12 protein-coding genes are annotated in these 16,700 nt (G+C 65.6%); 8 read left to right on the plus strand and 4 right to left on the minus strand.

The window, feature by feature from the left end; all coding sequences use genetic code 11:
* Positions 1-21: 21 nt before the first annotated feature.
* Positions 22-1,209 (minus strand): M20/M25/M40 family metallo-hydrolase, encoded by a 1,188-nt coding sequence (locus ABIB28_RS12850; protein WP_354288484.1) that lies wholly within the window; start codon positions 1,207-1,209, stop codon positions 22-24.
* A 160-nt stretch (positions 1,210-1,369) separates the two neighbouring features.
* Positions 1,370-1,525 (minus strand): hypothetical protein, encoded by a 156-nt coding sequence (locus ABIB28_RS12855; protein ID WP_354288485.1) that lies wholly within the window; start codon positions 1,523-1,525, stop codon positions 1,370-1,372.
* Between the two features lie 139 nt (positions 1,526-1,664).
* On the opposite strand from ABIB28_RS12855, the gene ABIB28_RS12860 reads away from it, so the two are divergent.
* The 5 genes from ABIB28_RS12860 to ABIB28_RS12880 all read left to right on the plus strand — a co-directional run bounded on the left by ABIB28_RS12860 (position 1,665) and on the right by ABIB28_RS12880 (position 7,346).
* Positions 1,665-3,437, plus strand: a complete 1,773-nt coding sequence (locus ABIB28_RS12860; RefSeq protein ID WP_354288486.1) for a pyridoxal phosphate-dependent decarboxylase family protein — start codon at positions 1,665-1,667, stop codon at positions 3,435-3,437.
* A gap of 64 nt (positions 3,438-3,501) precedes the next feature.
* Positions 3,502-5,022, plus strand: a complete 1,521-nt coding sequence (gadC, locus tag ABIB28_RS12865) for a glutamine/gamma-aminobutyrate antiporter GadC (RefSeq protein WP_354288487.1) — start codon at positions 3,502-3,504, stop codon at positions 5,020-5,022.
* Positions 5,019-5,702 (plus strand): MarC family protein, encoded by a 684-nt coding sequence (locus ABIB28_RS12870; protein ID WP_354288488.1) that lies wholly within the window; start codon positions 5,019-5,021, stop codon positions 5,700-5,702. The genes gadC and ABIB28_RS12870 overlap by 4 nt, the downstream gene beginning before the upstream one ends.
* A 5-nt stretch (positions 5,703-5,707) precedes the next feature.
* Positions 5,708-6,661: a transporter family protein gene (locus ABIB28_RS12875; RefSeq protein ID WP_354288489.1), complete on the plus strand. Its 954-nt coding sequence runs from the start codon at positions 5,708-5,710 to the stop codon at positions 6,659-6,661.
* 106 nt (positions 6,662-6,767) lie between these two features.
* Positions 6,768-7,346, plus strand: a complete 579-nt coding sequence (locus ABIB28_RS12880; protein ID WP_354288490.1) for an oleate hydratase — start codon at positions 6,768-6,770, stop codon at positions 7,344-7,346.
* Between the two features lie 128 nt (positions 7,347-7,474).
* On the opposite strand, the gene ABIB28_RS12885 is transcribed toward ABIB28_RS12880, so the two are convergent.
* Positions 7,475-7,843: a response regulator gene (locus ABIB28_RS12885; protein WP_322161284.1), complete on the minus strand. Its 369-nt coding sequence runs from the start codon at positions 7,841-7,843 to the stop codon at positions 7,475-7,477.
* A gap of 392 nt (positions 7,844-8,235) precedes the next feature.
* Here ABIB28_RS12885 and ABIB28_RS12890 point away from each other — a divergent pair, with 392 nt between their 5' ends.
* Positions 8,236-12,627, plus strand: coding sequence for a chemotaxis protein CheB (locus ABIB28_RS12890; RefSeq protein WP_354288492.1), 4,392 nt, complete (start codon positions 8,236-8,238; stop codon positions 12,625-12,627).
* A gap of 385 nt (positions 12,628-13,012) precedes the next feature.
* Here ABIB28_RS12890 and ABIB28_RS12895 read toward each other — a convergent pair whose 3' ends face one another.
* Positions 13,013-13,591 (minus strand): chemotaxis protein CheB, encoded by a 579-nt coding sequence (locus tag ABIB28_RS12895; protein WP_354288493.1) that lies wholly within the window; start codon positions 13,589-13,591, stop codon positions 13,013-13,015.
* A 387-nt stretch (positions 13,592-13,978) separates the two neighbouring features.
* Between ABIB28_RS12895 and ABIB28_RS12900 the strand changes: the two genes are divergently transcribed.
* Entirely contained in the window at positions 13,979-16,261 is a 2,283-nt protein-coding gene (locus ABIB28_RS12900; protein ID WP_354288527.1) for a heavy metal translocating P-type ATPase, read from the plus strand.
* Positions 16,258-16,647, plus strand: coding sequence for a Cu(I)-responsive transcriptional regulator (cueR, locus tag ABIB28_RS12905; RefSeq protein ID WP_133190876.1), 390 nt, complete (start codon positions 16,258-16,260; stop codon positions 16,645-16,647). The genes ABIB28_RS12900 and cueR overlap by 4 nt, the downstream gene beginning before the upstream one ends.
* The last annotated feature ends 53 nt before the right edge of the window (positions 16,648-16,700 follow it).

The following is a 16,700-nucleotide window of genomic DNA, read 5'->3' on the forward strand; positions in this document are numbered from 1 at the left end:
GCCGCGGATCGGCAGCCGCGTCTAGCGCAGCGTCGCACCCGCCAGGTGCGCCGTGGCAGACAGCGTGGTCTGCGCCGCGTTCAGCCCAAGGCGGAAATCCTTGTCGTCATAGGTGCTGTAGAGGTCGCTCGGCTGGTGCCACTGGGGGTCCCAGCCGCTTCCGACCTGCGCGCCGCGGTCATTCTCGCGGAGGCTGACGGCCGGTGCCAGGTCCATGAACGGACTCGAATCGGTGTTGGTCATGTGCCGTCCGACCGCGGCCGGATAGTCTGTCGCGTACCGCTCGTTCGCCGCCTGCAGCGCCCAAGCCAATTCCTGCGATTGGCCGGCCAGTTTGGATGCAGACTGGAATTCGATGTTCACGTCGGCCTCGGGACGCTGCACCGGACTCATGCTGCCGTCGGCGCGGGGCATGCCGTGATCGAACAGCATCATATCGTGTTGCATTACGCCGAGCCATTTCGGCTCGGGGTAGCGGCCCGATCCGGCAGGCGACTCCTTGCCTTGCAGTGCCGCCCGCTGCTCGACATAGGCCTTCGCGCCGTTGAGGCCGGTCTCCTCGTTGTTCCACAGGATGAAGCGGATCGAACGATCGGTCTGCACGTCGGGGCTGCTGAACACGCGCGCCAATTCCATCACCAGCGCCGTGCCCGAGCCGTCGTCATTGGCGGCTTCGCCAAAGCCGATCCCGTCCATATGGGCGCTGACGATATACATCTCGCCAGGGTGGCCGCTCCCGATCTTGGTGCAATAGACCTCCTCGCGCGCGCCCGGGACCGCCGGGGGCGTGTCCAGCGCCCTGATCCGCGGGTCAGACTGCGCGCCAGGATCGCTGTTCACGCCGGTCTTGCGCGTGAAGCCGCGCGAGCGCCCGCCACCGACCGACCGGCCGGGTTCGTCCGACCCGGCCACTACCGCTGCCTTGGCCGGTGCGACCGTATGGACGGGCTCTTCGCCGAACGTGTACTTCAAGCGCTCGGTATTGGTGCAGCCATAGCTCTTGAGTTGCGCTTCGATCCAGTCGGTCGCGGCGCGGTTGCGCGCGGTGCCCTGGCGGCGATCGCCGAACTGGGTGAGCGCTTTGATCGTCGCCTTGTAGCGCTCCAGATCAAGCCGCTTGACCAGCACGCGGACCGGATCGACCGGCTGCGCCGTCGGCTGGGCGAGGACCGGGGCGGTCAGGACGGGGGCGGTCAGGACGAGGGCCATCGCCGCGGAAAGGGCGCGAAGGACGCTCTGGGGCGTCGGTTGGATCGGGCGGTGGTTCAAGGCGTCCCCTTCTCGCCGCCATAATCCGTAAAGGATCAGCGGCATGTGTCTCCATCGTAGCCGAGGATCGGCTGGGCGCCATACCCGAAATGGCGCCGCGTCAGCCGATCACGGCTTTGCGTTCGAGATCCGCTTCGAGCCCGAACACGCCATTCTCCCCGCCGATACCGGAGTGCTTGATGCCACCGAACGCAGCGGACATCGCCAGCGTCTGCGCCGTGCGGATGGCAGGCGCCTTCCGGCCGGTGCGCTGCATGCGCTGATCCAAGCGCTCAAGGTCAAGGGAGTCGCGCGGCCAAGCCGTGCCCCATGCTGGGTATTTTCCGAGGCTGACGCGCGGCCCGCGGTGCGCCGATCAGGCGGCATTCTCCCGCCCCTTGATCAGAGGTATTGCGATGCACGACCGGACCCACGCCGCTGCAGCCATTGCGCATGCGGCATCCACCGAGCGCGATGGCGAGACCCCGTCGTCCGCCGCGCGATCGCCCAAATGGGCGAAATACCACGCCAAGATGGCAGGCGAATTTCCCTCGCCCTTTCGCGGCGATGACGATCCGCTCGCGCGCCAGATCAACACATTCGTCGAGAAGCTCGACATGCTGCGCCCCGAAAAGGGCGGCCCGGCCTTTCTCGGCAAGAACCCGGCGCTCACGTATGCCTATCCCGACGTCAAGAACATCACCGTGCCGCAGGCGATGGGCGATCTCGACCAAGTGCTCGACGATGTCGTCAAGCTGTTCGAGGGCGCGCCCAATTGGGGCAACCCGCTGACGATGTGCAACGTCATCCCGCAGTCGAATACCGCGGCCGTCGTCGCGTCGATGCTGTCGCAGGTGTTCTCCGCCAACATCCTCGAGGGCGAATATGCGTGGAACGTCCACCGTGCCGAGCTCGAGACCGCGGGCATGGTCGCCAACATGTTCGGCTGGACCCCGGTCAACAGCGGCGCGATCTACACCTATGGCGGTGGCGGTTGCTGGACCTACGGGCTGAAATACGGGCTGACGCGCGTCCTGAAGGACTCCCGCGACAAGGGCGTGCGAACCGACGCCAAGGTCATCTGTTCGCAGCAAGCGCATTACGTCCAGCAGAACGCGACCGACTGGCTCGGCCTCGGCATGGACAATATCGTCCATGTCCGCACCGATGTCGCGACCAACCAGATGGACCTCGGCCATCTCGAGGAGCTGCTGACCGATTTCGCGGCGCGCGGCATTCCGGTCGCGACCGTCGTCTGCACGATGGGGACGACCGATGCGAGCGCGTTCGATCCGATCGCGCTGGTCCGCGAAGTGATGGATCGTCACCCCAATCCCGCAGGCTTTGGCAAGGCGGTGCTCTATGCCGATGCGGTCGTCGGATGGTCGTGGGTCTATTTCAAGGATTATGATTTCGACGCCAATCCGCTCGAATTCTCCGAGCGGATCCTGCCCGTGCTGCGCCGTAATGGCGAAGCGATGCGCGCGCTCGATCATGCCGATTGCGTCGGGATCGATTTCCACAAGGTCGGCTGGGCGCCCTATGTCAGCAGCTGCTTCCTGTACCGCGACGCGACCGAGTTCGAGTCGATCCACCGCCGCGGCGCGGACGCCTATCTGCAGGCGCGCACGCCGTACAATCCGATGTATTATACGCTCGAAGTCTCGCGCACCGCATCGGGCTCGCTCGCGGGTTGGGCGACGCTCAAATATTTCGGCAAGGAAGGGATGCAGGCGATCCTCGGCGGCATCCTCGAGACCAAATACTACCTCTACGACCTGATCCGCAGCCATCCCGACATGGTGTGCGTCAACCCCGACGACACCGGACTGATCACGCTGTTCCGGGTCTATCCCGAGGATATCGACGCGCAGGTCCAGTTCGGTCGCGAGCTGAGCGACCCGGCGCTGCGCAGCGACCTGATCAAGCATAACCATTTGACCGAAGCGGTCGGCAACAAACTGTTCGAATGGTTCCGTAGCGGCAAGCAGATCGACGGCAAGTACACGCCGTACATGAGCTTCAGCACGGGCTTTCGCGCCACGACCTACAATCGCGACGGGACCGACGACGAAGCCGTCGTCTACGCGCTGAAATCGTTTCCGATGAACGTCTTCATCACGCCCGAGACGATGCAATGGGCGCTGCACTGCGTCGCGGCAGCGCGCGACGAAGTGCTCGAGCGCTAAACACTTGGTCCGACGTCTGCGCCGCCGGCAACAGTCGGCGGCGCGCTTTTTCAAGGCTGTTCCCATGACCGAGCCCTCGCCCGCCGCCGCCATGCCCGGCGGCACGCCCAAGCCCGCGGGGTGGCTCGCGCATGGCGGCCAGACCAAGCCACAACCCAAGATCGTGATCGGCATGCTGGCGTTCGCGGTCATGAACGTGACGACGATCGTCAGCCTGCGCGGCATGCCCGCCCAGGCCGAATACGGCATGGCGTCGATCTTCTATTACCTGTTCGCCGCGATCGTGTTCCTGGTACCTGTGACGCTGGTCGCTGCCGAACTCGCCGCGACCTTCCCCAAGCAAGGCGGCGTGTTCCGCTGGATCGGCGAGGCGTTCGGCCCGCGCTGGGGCTTTGCCGCGATCTATTATCAATGGCAGGCGGTGGTGATCTGGTTCCCGACCGTGCTGATCTTCGCCGCCGCCGCGCTCGCCTATATCTGGTGGCCGCCCGCGTTCGACCAGGCGCTGGCCGACAACAAGGTCTACACGATCACCGTCCTGCTCGCGGTCTATTGGTTCGTGACGCTGGTCACCTTCCGCGGCATGGCGGCATCGACCCGGCTGAGCTGGCTCGGCGGTCTGTTCGGGACGATCATCCCCGGCGCGATCCTGATCGCGCTCGGCGTCGCCTATGTCGCGGCGGGCAAGCCGATGCACCTCGACCTGCACGCCAGCCTGATCCCCGACTTCAGCGATTTCCACAACATGGTGCTGGCGGCGAGCGTCTTCCTCTATTTCGCGGGCATGGAGATGCAGGCGGTCCATGTGCAGGACCTCAAGAACCCGACGCGCAATTATCCGCTGTCGGTGCTGATCGCGACGGTCATGGTCGTGGTGATCTTCGTGCTCGGCACGCTCGCGGTCGGTGCGGTGATCCCGCGCGAGGCGATCGACATCAACCGCGGGCTGCTCGTCGCCTATAACGAACTGTGGGCGGCGTTCGGGCTGCCGTGGCTCGGCAACGTGATGGCGGCGATGCTGGCGTTTGGCGTGCTGGGGCAAGTCAGCGTGATCGTCGCGGGGCCCTCGACCGGGCTGCTCGCGGTGGGCAAGGCGGGGTATTTGCCGCATGCCCTGCAGAAGACCAACGCGCACGGCATTCCGGTCGCGATCCTGATCCTGCAGGGTCTGCTCGTCACGCTGCTGTGCGTCGCGTTCACCGTGCTGCCGTCGGTCGAATCGGCCTATCAACTGCTCAGCCAGATGGCGACGATCATCTATCTGGTGATGTACGTCCTGCTGTACGTCGCCGCGATCCGGCTGCGCTACACCCAGCCGGACCGCGAGCGGCCGTTCCGCATTCCCGGCGGGAATGTCGGGATGTGGCTGGTCGGCCTGCTGGGGCTCGCCGGGGCGCTCGTCGCGCTGGGGTTCAGCTTCATCCCGCCGGCGCAGATCAGCACGGGCAGCCCGGTGCTCTATGTCGGCGCGCTGGTGGTCGGGTCGGCGGTCTTCCTCGCCATTCCCTTCGTGATCTACGCCTTTCACAAGCCCGACTGGAAGGCGGCGGAGTCGGACTTCGAACCGTTCGAAACCGCGGCGTGACGGCACTCGACACCAGCGCGCTGGTGACGATGACCGTCGGCCTGTTCGCGATCACCGCGCCGATCGCGGTCCTGCCGTTGTTCATCGCTGCTACCGCTGGCCAGACACAAGGGGACCAGCGTCGCACCGCGCTGATGGCGGCGGCGACCTATGTCGTCGCGGGGCTGCTCGCGCTGTTCGTCGGCAATGCCGCGCTCGGCGTCTTCGGTGTCAGCATCGCCGCATTGCGCGTGGCGGGAATGGCGGTGATCGGCGTGATCGGCTGGCAGATGCTCAACGCCCCGACCCCGAGCGAAGCGACGCCCGTCCGCAGCCACCACCACCGCGCGTCCAACACGCATGTGCCGGTCGCCGCGCACGATGCCGTCGCCCCCTCCCCCGCATCGGTCGGAATCCTGCCGCTGGGCTTCCCGATCTATGCCGGCCCCGGGGTCTTGTCGGTCATCATCGCCTGGGGCAGCGGCAGTCGCCCGGTCTATCTCGCCGCGATGGCCGCGATCCTGGCGAATGCGGCGGTCATCGTCGCGCTCGATTTCCTGGCCGCGCCGATCACGCGGGTGATCGGGGAGAAGGCCTTGCTGATCACCGAAAAGATCTTCGGCCTGCTCGTCGTCGCGATCGCGGTCGGCGGGATGGCGAGCGCGCTGGTCGTGCTGTTTCCCGGGCTCGGCGGGCGATGAAGACGGTGTGCGCCGCGGTCGCCCTGTGCGCGCTGGGATCGCCTGGCGCAGCGCTGGCGCAGGACGGCGACCTCGCGGTTCGCAATCAATGGTTCACCGGCTCGCTCGAGGCGTCGTCGCCAGCCTTGTCGACGGCGGGGACGCTCGCGATCGAACCCTATCTCATCTACAAGATCGATACCGGCGCCTATGACGATCGGGGCCATCGCCACTCCGGCGGAGACGGCGTGCAGCAGACGCAGTCGGTGACGGTCGTGAAATATGCGCTCACCGACCGGGTGAGCTTTCAGGCGCTGCCGACGGTCGTCCGCGTGACCGATGGGCATGACGCGCGGGGCCTGGGGATCGCCGATCTGCCGATCGAGCTGGAATATCGCCTGACGGATGAGAATGGCCGAACCGGATCGCCCTCGATCACCGCGAGCGCCGGCCTCGTGCTGCCGATCGGCCGCTACGACCGCCTGACGACCGTGCTCGACGGGCTCGGCACCGGCGCGCTGCTGGCAAAACAGGGGATCGTCGTCGAATCGCTGTTTGACACCGCGGGCGGCCACCCGGTTCGTCTCCGGCTCTTCGCCTCAATGACCGAGGCGCTGGCGTCGGCGGGCGTTCGCGATCTGAGCGTCTATGGCACGACGGACGGCTTCGTCGGCCACGCCATGCCGGGCGTGTCCGCGCAGGTCGGTGTGGCCGCCGGCTATGCGCTCGACCAGCGCTGGGTGATTGCGCTCGATCTTGTCCGGAGCGATGCCGGTGGTTCGCGGCTGACGGGCGTGGATGCCAGCGGGACAGTGCGACGGACCACGGGCCGGCGGGCAAGCCGAACGACCTTGGCGCCGGCGCTGGAATATAATTGGTCGGCTCGCGCCGGGCTCATTGCGGGGGTCGAAGTGACCGTCGCGGGCCGCAATACACCGTCCTACGCCGCACCCCAGATAGCATTTGCCGTGGCGTTCTAGCGTTCGTCGCGTCGAGCGATACCCCGATGGTGTGCGTAATTTCCGACGCTGCTCGCGCCGGGGGAACGGGACTACCGCGGGATCCTTGGGACAAGAGGATCAACGCATGAGCAGCTATACTCTCGTCAGCAGCGGAATTGCCGCGCTTGCCGGGGCGGTCATCCTGCTGCGGGATGGAGAAGTCGCGGGCGCGGACATCACGATCCTCGAGGAACGTCACCAGAGCGGCGGCGCGGTCGATGCGCACGGTAGCGCCGAGGACCGATATTTCCTGAGCGGCAGCCATATGCTCGAAGCGATGTACCAGTGCACCGTCGACGTGCTCGACGACATTTCTTCGGCGAGCGACCCGACGATCTCGGTGCCCGAGGAAGCCAACCCAGCCGCTGCGGAATGGCGGTGGGACAATGAGGTGCGGCTCGCCAATCTGGACGGCTCTCGCCCGGATGCGCACGCTATGGGATTCACCGAGCACGACCGGATCGACCTGCTCGCGCTGATCGGTGGATCCGAGCGCAGGCTCGACGACAAGCGCATCACCGACTGCTTCGCGGCCCATTTCTTCGAGACCACCTTCTGGCTGGAATGGGGCGCGCTGTTCGCGTTCGAGCCGTGGCACAGCGCAATCGAATTCCGCCGCTACTTGCGACGCTTCATCGATCATTTCTCGGCGATCGATGTCTAGGACGACATCTGTCGTACCATTTACACCCAGCATGACGGCATGATCGTGGCGTTCAGGTCCGCCATCGCATCTGTCTCGAGGATCTCGGCTTTGCTGCACGCAGCACCGCGATCACCGTGAGCGGCATCTCACTGGCCGCCCCGAACACGCGTTGCCGTGTCCATCGCAGTCGTGAGCGCATGCAGGGTGAAAGGCTTGGCGAGCACCACGGCGTCCGGCACCGCCTTCAAGAGCTGGATCGTATCCCCGCTCATATAGAAATGCGCGACGAAGCCGCGGGCAAGGATCCGCCGCATCGCGGATACTCCGCTGCCCTCGGCAAGATTGCCGTCGACGATCAGCAGATCGGGCGCCAAGCGCTGCGCCGCCGCCACGGCATCGCTCTCGGTCGATGCGATGTGACACACATCGTGCCCCATCGCGATCAGCAGGTCGGCAAGATCCATCGCGATCAGGACGTCATCCTCGACGAGGAGGATTCTGCGTCCAGGGCTCACAGCCGCGCACGCCTTGCCTCATCCGCGCGACGTCCACGCCGGGGCACACCGTGGTGCACCGCCGGTGGCTGCGCGCGCACGATCTTGGGCAAGCTGTTCGGGTTCGGGTACACTGTCTAGCCTCCAGGCCACCCCGTCGGCGATAGACATGAACCCGGGCACGATCGTGAACGGCGTTGTCATCAGGGTCGTCCGCGGTACTGCCTCAGAAAAATGCGCGCAGTCAGTCTCGGAAAATACTCAAGCTCATGGTGCGCACCGGCGATTTATTTTTCAGCGTAACTATGCGTAGGATGGATGGGACCAGACAGTGCTACGTCCATTTCATGACCGTAAATAAAACACCATCGGTGGGGGCAAGCGACCAGCCTCTGCCCCATCCGGCGTCGCCGATGCCGCAAAAAGCTACCCCCAAAGTCGCTGGGCCGCGGCTTGCGGAGTCGGTCCCGATCGTCGCGATAGGCGCTTCGTCGGGGGGACTTAAGGCGGCATCCAGACTGCTCGACGCGATCTCACCCACCACGGGCATGGCGTTCATCGTCGTTCAGCATCTCGATCCGACGCACAAGAGCATGATGGTCGACCTGTTGGCCGATCATACCACGATGGACATCGGCGAAGCGATCGATGGCTGCGTGATCCGCCGCGACCATATCTACGTCATTCCCCCCGGCCGATATCTTTCGGTCGAAGACGGCGCGCTGGCCCTTTCCCCGCAACAGGCGCACCATGGCGCGCGCCTGCCGTTCGATTGTCTGCTGGCGTCGCTGGCGGAAGAATGCGGTGACCGGACGATTGCCGTAATCCTGTCGGGAACGGGCGCAGACGGCAGTGGCGGGCTTGCCGCGCTGAAAGCCGCAGGCGGCTATGCGATCGCGCAAAAGCCCGAACAGGCCGATTATGACGGTATGCCGCGGAGCGCGATCGAAACGGGGCTGGTCGATCAGACCCTTGCGCTGGAAGACATCCCCCAGGCCCTGGCGGACCGCAAAGTCGCGATCGCGCAGTCCGCCGCCGCACCGAGCGTGCCCGCCCCGCCGAGCATGCCCGCCCCGCCCGCATCGACCGACCTGAACGCGATCATCGCCTTCCTCAACGACAACACGGCGCACGACTTCCGCCAGTACAAGTCGGGGACGCTGGAACGGCGGATCGAGCGGCGGATCGTGCTACGCACGCTCGCGCCCGGCAATCTTGCCGGCTATCTCGATCTGCTGCGCACAGAGCCGGCCGAGCGCGACCTGCTCGCCAAGGACCTGCTGATCAACGTGACGCGCTTCTTCCGGGATCCGGCGATCTTCGATGCGTTGGCGCAGACGATCCTTCCCGACCTCGTCCGGCTCCTCCCCGAGCAAACACCGCTCAGGATCTGGGTCGCGGGATGCAGCACCGGTGAAGAGGCCTATTCGATCGCGATGCTCTGCCGCGACGCGATCAAGGCGTCGGGACGCGACATCAAACTCAAGCTCTTCGCCTCCGACGTCGACCCGGACGCGATCGCGACCGCACGCGAGGGGCTGTATCCGTTCGATATCGAGAACACGGTCCCCGCGGACCTGCTCGCGCGCTTTTTTGTTCGGGACGAGGCCGGCTACCGGGTGGCGACCGCGCTGCGGGACACTGTCGTCTTCACCGTCCAGGACGTACTGTCGGACCCGCCCTTCTCGAAGATCGATCTCGTCTCTTGCCGCAACCTGCTGATCTATCTGAACCCCGAGGCGCAGGCCAAGGTCATATCGCTGTTCCATTTCGCGCTCCGCGAAGGCGGCATCCTGCTGCTCGGATCGTCCGAGACGGTGGGCAGCGCCGGAGACCGGTTCGAAGTGATCGCCAAGTCGGAACGCATCTACCGGCACGTTGCGCACGGCCGGACCGGCACCGCGGGCTTTCCCGTCAGCTTCGGCGACGCGCTGCCGATGCCGGGGACGACGGGCCGGTCCGCCTCGTCGCAGCGCCAGGCCACGCTGGCGGACATTTGCCGCCGGGCCGTCATCGCCACCCACGCGCCCGCCGCCATCCTGATCAATCGCAAGCGGCAGTGTCTCTATTCGATCGGGCCGACCGATCGCTATCTGCGGATCCCGCCGGGCTATGCCACGCTCGACTTGCTTGCGATGGCGTCCCCGACGCTCCGCACCAAGTTGCGGCTCGCGATCGACAAGGTCAGCGAAGCGACGCCGCGCGTCGATGGCGGCCGGACGCGCGTGATGCAGGACGGCATCGCCATCTGGTTTCGGATCGATGTCATGGCGGTGGTCGACGGGCAGGACGACATGCTGCTCGTCTGCTTCGTCGAGGAACCGGGCGAGAGCGCAGGTGCGACGGCATCCCCCAATCGCGGTGACGCCGCGCGCGTCACCGAGCTCGAGCAGGAACTGGAGGCAACCCAGGCGGAATTGCAGACGTCGATCCTGAACCAGGAAACGTCGAGCCAGGAACAGAAGACGATCAACGAGGAAGCGCTCTCGGTCAACGAGGAGTTCCAGTCGACCAACGAGGAATTGCTGACGTCCAAGGAAGAGTTGCAGTCGCTCAACGAGGAACTGACCGCGCTCAACAGCCAGTTGCAGGAGACGCTGGAACGACAGCGCCTGACCTCGGACGATCTGCAGAACGTGCTCTACAGCACGAATGTCGCGACGCTCTTTCTCGACATCGACTTGAAGATCCGGTTCTATACGCCCGCGATCAAGTCGGTCTTCAACATCATCGCCAGCGACATCGGACGACCGATCACCGACCTGCGCTCGATCGCGACCGATCCCGACCTGCTGGGGGATGCGCGCAAGGTGCTGGCGGATCACGGCTTGATCGACCGCGAGATCAGCGCGCCGAACGATACGTGGTTTCTGCGCCGCGTATTTCCCTATCGCACGCATGACGATGCCGTCGAAGGCGTCGTCATCACCTTCGCCGACACCACCGACCGAAAGATGACCGCCAAGGCGCTCGAGGCCGCCAAGATCGAGGCGGACCGCGCCAATCTTGCCAAGTCGCGTTTCCTTGCGGCAGCAAGCCACGATCTGCGCCAGCCGCTTCAGTCGCTGACGCTGCTGCAGGAACTGCTGAGCCAGACCGTCGAGGGCGAGAAGCCCAGAAAACTCGTCTCCCGCCAAGGCCAGACGCTGGCCGCGATGTCCGGCATGCTCAATGCACTGCTCGACATAAACCAGATCGAAGCCGGCGTGGTGGAGGCAAGGCCGGTGGTCTTTCCGATCTCCGACGTGCTCGATCTGCTGCGCGACGAGTTTGGTTATCTCGCACAGGCCCGTAACTTGTCGCTGCACATCCTGCCCAGTGCGGCGTTGGTTCACAGCGACGCCACGCTGCTCACGCAGATGCTTCGCAACCTGCTGGGGAACGCGATCAAATATACCAAGCAGGGCAAGATCCTGCTCGGCTGTCGACGGCGCGGCGACACGCTTCGAATCGAAGTTTGGGATACCGGGATCGGGATCGCCGCCGATCAGTTGCACGCGATTTTCGAGGAATTTCACCAGATCGACAACGCCGCGCGCGAACGCAGCCTCGGTCTGGGTCTTGGCCTGTCGATCGTGCAACGCCTCGGCCATTTGCTCGGACATGCCATCGACGTTCGCTCGCGCCCGAACGCGGGCTCGGTCTTCACGATCACGCTTCCCTGCCCGGCCGCCGATCCGCCAGGCGCCGTCGCCAAACCACCCGAACCCGATGCGGCCCCGGACGGGCACCGGCGCACCTGCAAGATCGTCGTCGTCGACGACGACCCGGATGTCGTCGAATTGCTGGAGCAACTCCTCAAACGCGAGGGGCATATCGTCAAGACCGCGGCCGATGCAGCATCCGCGATCAAGCTGGTTGCGGGCAGTGCGATCAAGCCGGAACTGCTGTTGACCGACTATAACCTGCCCGGCGGCCGGGATGGCCTCGATCTCCTGCGCAGCCTTCGCGCGACCCTGCCGCACGGGCTCCCGGCAATCGTCCTCACCGGAGACATATCGAGCGCGGCGCTGGCGCGGATCGCGGCAGAAGACTGCGTGCAACTGAGCAAGCCGGTGAAGGCGCGCGACCTGCTCGCGGCGATCGAACTCCTGTTGGCCCGGGCACTGCCGTCGGCGTTGCACCCGGCCGGAGCTGTTGCGATTGCGGGCCCATCGATCACCTATGTCGTCGACGACGACCCGTACATTCTGGCGACGATCCGCGATGTGCTGGAGGGCGATGGACGCAGTGTCCAGGATTTCCCAAATGCAGAGGCGTTTCTTGCAGCCTATGCGCCGGGCAATGACGGGTGCCTGCTGGTCGACGCGCACTTGCCGGGGATGAGCGGCGTGGCGCTGATCGAGCAACTGCGCGCCCGCGCAAACCATCTCCCCGCGATCTTGATCACGGGCAGCGGCGATATCGGGCTCGCGGTCAAAGCAATGCGAAGCGGCGCCTGCGACTTCATCGAAAAGCCGGTCGGCCGGGTCGAATTGCTTGCGAGCGTCGCGCGTGCAATCGATCAGTCACACGACCTTCGGCTGCGGGATGACGCGCACCAGAAAGCGGCCGCGCATGTCGGCGAATTGACCGACCGCCAGCGTGAAGTCATGGACCTGGTTTTGGCGGGCCATCCCAACAAGAACATCGCCGCCGATCTCGGGATTAGCCAGCGCACCGTGGAAAACCATCGCGCTACGGTCATGCACAAGATGCAAGCCAAGTCGCTTCCCGAACTCGCGCGGATCGCGCAAGCCGCCGCCGACGGGAATGCGGCACGGCCGCGTTCGGCTCTGCCCCCGACCGAAAGCGCGGCGGTCTGAGGCAGGGCGTTGCAGCGGTCGAGCGGAGCATAGCGCCGCTGCACCGCGCTATCCGGCCGATATCAGGGTCCGGCAGTCCGCCTGCATATAGCAATCGCAGCACGCCGCGGCCTCTCCCACCGTGTCGATACACCGCGCACGGTAGAGGCGCGCGAGATGGGCGTGCGACCATGCGGCGGGGCCACAGTCGGTCGCCGCCGCGATCAGGTCTTCGGTGCGTGCCCGGTCGCGCAAAAACGCTCTGGTTTCGATTGACATGGCGCTGGTCTTTCTGGCCGACCGCGGCGGGGTGGAGCGGTCCTCGGGCCAGATGCTATGGTGACGAACAGGGCCGCCCAAGGATCGGAAACTACGCACGGAACAACCATCGCGAGCCGACGGACGCCTACTCGCTATCCGATCCGAGGATTTCTCCAATTTTAGCGGCGATATCTTCGGGACCTAGGATAAAATCGACGCAGCCACTGGCAATGGCGCTGTCGGGCATGTCCGCCTGAATCGCGGACGCTGGCAATTGGGCGATCGTGACCCCGCCGCACGCGCGAATCCCGCACAGCGCGTCCGCACCGTCGCCGTCATAGCCCGACACGATCACCGCGATGAGCCGGCCATGCCAATATTGCGTCAGCGATTGCAGGAAGACGGTGATGACGTCCGGCCATCCCCGCGGTTTGGAGATCGCTGCGAGGCGAAATGCCCCGTCCAGCACGTGCAGGTCGCGTTGCGCGGGGATGATGAAGACGTGGTTCGGTCGGATATCGAGCCCTTCGGTAATGAGCTCGACCGGCATCGCGGTATGCCGCGGGAGGATTTCGTGGAGCAGGGTCGAGACGGTTCGCAAATGGTTCACGATCACGATCGCCGCCCCGAGATCACTCGGCAAATTGTCGAGCAAGCGCTTGTACGCATCAAGGCCACCCGCTGATCCGCCGACGCAGATGATCGGTATATCCCGAGCTGTCATTGAACGAACGCTCCTTTGCGTGAATGCGCCAAGCTACGTCCTGCGTCGGCACGCGCGACGGGCGGCGGTGATCGACCATAGGTATTTCTGCGCGGAACCCCGTACGCTTTCTGGTGCGGTGCCGGCATTCGGTCGGCATCGCTCGGAGTTGCCGCTCCGCTCGAGCAGCGTGACGGCGGCGGCGCAGCGGTTGCCCCGGGCGCCAACGCACGCTCCCGCGTTCACAGGGCCGAAGTGATGGCCGGCGCGTTGTGCGTCATGAACCAGACCGGCTCCGGGCTTGACCCTGACACGGTGTCAGACCCTATCTGGGTTCGCATGGAGACCCAGATGACCAGCGATGTTCCCGTGCACGGCCTCGATGCCGACAGTCCTCGAGCGGACGGGATGGTGACCGATCCCGTCTGCGGCATGACCGTGGACGCGACAAAGACCGCACATCACGCCGACCATGAAGGTCACCGCTATTCCTTTTGCAGTGCGCGCTGCCGGAGCAAATTTATCGCAGCCCCCGAGACCTACCGCGCCGGCAAACCCGTACCCGCGCCCAAAGCGGGCCCCGGTGGAGTATGGACATGCCCCATGCATCCCCAGATCCGGAACGACGGTCCGGGAACGTGCCCCCTCTGCGGCATGGCGCTCGAGCCCGAAGATCCGACGCTCGATACGGGGCCAAACCCTGAACTCACCGATTTTACCCGACGAGCCTGGATGGCCGGGGTATTGAGCGTTCCGTTGCTCGCGATTTCCATGGTGGCCGAGATGCTCGGCATCACGCTCGTGCCGCCGACATATTCGCCGTGGATCCAGCTCGCGCTCACCGCACCGATCGTCCTGTGGGCGGGTGCGCCATTCTTTCAGCGCGGCTGGACGTCGATCCGCACGCGACACCTCAACATGTTTACGTTGGTCTCGCTCGGCGTCGGCGCGGCATTCAGCTATAGTCTCGTCGCGACGATCGCGCCCGGCGTGTTCCCGCCCTCGTTCCGCATGCACAAGGTCATTCCGGTCTATTACGAGGCGGCTGGCGTCGTCGTGACGCTGGTGCTGCTCGGGCAGGTCCTCGAACTGCGCGCGCGCGCGGCGACGGGTCGAGCCATCCGCGCGTTGATGGATCTCGCGCCGAAGACAGCACGGCGATTGCGCGAGGATGGCAGCGAGGAAGAAATCCCCCTCTCCGACGTCGCCACCGGCGATACGCTGCGGGTGCGGCCCGGCGAGGCAGTGCCGGTTGATGGCATCGTGGTCGATGGCCGGTCGTCGGTCGACGAAGCGATGCTGACCGGCGAACCGGCAGCGGTGCTCAAGCAGAAGGGTGCTTCCGTCACCGGCGGGACGATCAACGGCACCGGCTCGCTGGCGATCGAGGCGCGTGCCGTCGGCGCCGACACGGTCTTGGCGCGGATCGTCAAGATGGTCGCCGAGGCGCAGCGCAGCCGCGCCCCCATCCAGGCGATCGCCGACCGTGTGTCGGGCTGGTTCGTGCCGCTGGTGGTGGGGGTCGCGATCCTTACCTTCGTCGTCTGGAATATGGTGGGGCCGGAGCCGCGCTTCGGTCACGCGTTGCTCAACGCCATCGCGGTGCTGATCATCGCCTGCCCGTGTGCGTTGGGGCTCGCGACGCCGATGTCGATCATGGTCGGCACCGGGCGTGGTGCGCGCGGCGGCGTGCTGATCAAGGATGCCGAGGCGCTTCAGATGATGGCCGTTGTCGACACGCTGGTGATCGACAAGACCGGCACGCTGACCGAGGGCCGCCCGAAGGTGACCGCGATCGAGCCTGGTGACGGCTTCGATCGCGATACGGTGCTCGCGGCGGCGGCGGCCGTGGAGGGCCAGTCGGAGCACCCGCTGGCCGCTGCCATCCTGCGTGCCGCGCAGGACGCAAAACTGAAGCTCGGGTCGCTTGCGCAGTTTGCATCGCAGACCGGATTGGGTGTCAGCGGTCATGTCGATGGCAAGGCGGTCGTGGTGGGCAATGCGGCGCAGATGCACCGAATCGGAGTCGATGCGGGGTCCCTCGCGGAGGCAGCGGAACGCTATCGCCGTGACGGCGCGGGCGTGATGCTCGTCGCAATCGCGGGCAAGCCGGCCGGATTGATCGCGGTCGCCGATCCCATTCGGGACTCCGCGCGCGACGCCATTGCCGCTCTCAAGGCGGAAGGGTTGCGGATCGTCATGCTCACCGGCGATGCCGAGGCAACCGCGCAAGCCGTTTCCACGGCAATCGGCGGGATCGACGAGGTCCATGCCGGGCTCAAACCCGAAGACAAGGCGCGGATCATCGGCGAGCTCCAGGCAAAGGGTGCCAAGGTCGCGATGGCAGGCGACGGCATCAACGATGCGCCCGCGCTCGCCGCGGCAGACGTGGGTGTGGCAATGGGCACCGGCACCGACGTCGCGATCGAGAGCGCGGGCATGACGCTGACCAAGGGCGATCTGGCGGCGATGGTGCGCGCGCGCCGTCTGGCCCGCGCGACGATGCGCAATATCCGCCAGAACCTGTTCTTCTCGTTCGTGTTCAACGGCATCGGAGTCCCGATAGCAGCCGGCGTGCTCTATCCCGTCACGGGTTTGCTGCTGTCACCGATGATCGCGGGCGCGGCAATGGCGCTGTCGAGCTTCACCGTGGTGACCAACGCGTTGCGATTGAACCGGGCCAAGCTGTGAAAATCGGGCCAGCATCGCAGGCGAGCGGCGTCTCGCAGCGGATGATCCGCCATTATGAGACGATCGGCCTGATCCCGGCGCCTCTCCGCCGCGACAGCGGGTATCGCGATTATGCCGATGCCGATGTGCACCGCCTCCGCTTCATCGCGAACGCGCGCGATCTGGGCTTCCCGATCGAGGACATCCGCTCGCTGCTGGGATTGTGGAACGATCGCGACCGCCAGAGCATCGACGTCAAGCGCCTCGCTTTGGCGCGCGCCGACGACCTTCACCGCAAGGCCCTTGCACTGGAGGCGATGCGAAATACGCTGCTCGATCTCGCCGAACGATGCCATGGTGACGGGCGGCCGGATTGCCCCATCATCGCCGCCCTCGATACCGCATAGGGTCGCCACGACGTCAGTCCGTGCGATGCCCCGGCGCGCGCCGATGATCCGCC

The organism is Sphingomonas sp. UYEF23 (assembly GCF_040546165.1).
Lineage (GTDB): Bacteria > Pseudomonadota > Alphaproteobacteria > Sphingomonadales > Sphingomonadaceae > Sphingomonas > Sphingomonas glacialis.

Bases quoted from the DNA above. Each gene is read 5' to 3' on its own strand.
- ABIB28_RS12850 (WP_354288484.1), bottom strand. From the start codon at position 1,209: ATGGCCCTCGTCCTGACCGCCCCCGTCCTGACCGCCCCGGTCCTCGCC.
- ABIB28_RS12855 (WP_354288485.1), bottom strand. From the start codon at position 1,525: ATGCAGCGCACCGGCCGGAAGGCGCCTGCCATCCGCACGGCGCAGACG.
- ABIB28_RS12860 (WP_354288486.1), top strand. From the start codon at position 1,665: ATGCACGACCGGACCCACGCCGCTGCAGCCATTGCGCATGCGGCATCC.
- gadC (WP_354288487.1), top strand. From the start codon at position 3,502: ATGACCGAGCCCTCGCCCGCCGCCGCCATGCCCGGCGGCACGCCCAAG.
- ABIB28_RS12880 (WP_354288490.1), top strand. From the start codon at position 6,768: ATGAGCAGCTATACTCTCGTCAGCAGCGGAATTGCCGCGCTTGCCGGG.
- ABIB28_RS12890 (WP_354288492.1), top strand. From the start codon at position 8,236: ATGCCGCAAAAAGCTACCCCCAAAGTCGCTGGGCCGCGGCTTGCGGAG.
- ABIB28_RS12895 (WP_354288493.1), bottom strand. From the start codon at position 13,591: ATGACAGCTCGGGATATACCGATCATCTGCGTCGGCGGATCAGCGGGT.
- ABIB28_RS12900 (WP_354288527.1), top strand. From the start codon at position 13,979: ATGGTGACCGATCCCGTCTGCGGCATGACCGTGGACGCGACAAAGACC.